At 43.7% G+C, this 355-nt stretch carries 1 pseudogene; it reads right to left on the minus strand.

Annotated elements, in window-relative coordinates:
- Positions 1-355, minus strand: a pseudogene (locus V6E90_RS21600) (YadA-like family protein); the annotation flags it as partial.

A 355-nucleotide genomic window follows, 5' to 3' on the forward strand; every position in this document is an offset into this window, starting at 1 on the left:
CTAATACTGCCATCTGGATTAACCGTTGTGTTTCCACCAATGCTGTTCTTGATGCTTTCAGAAATATTCTGAATCTGACCACCATTCACTGCATCTTTAGAACCTTTGGCAATTGAACCATCAGCAACGTTGCTAATGACCTTATGACCCGCATCAATGCCATCTTTGGTGATGCTTGGACCATCTTTAATGGTCACACCTTTGTCGTTTAATACCGTATCGCCAGTGGTGATGCTGTCAAACTTCGCATCTTTTAACAACTCGATCTTGATACCATCTTTAGTGGTACGTGTAATCACATTCTCACCGCTGGTCTTGTCTTCAGCTGTTGTTGCATCAGCGCCACCCACGATGT

The organism is Acinetobacter sp. ESBL14 (assembly GCF_036668815.1).
Lineage (GTDB): Bacteria > Pseudomonadota > Gammaproteobacteria > Pseudomonadales > Moraxellaceae > Acinetobacter > Acinetobacter gyllenbergii.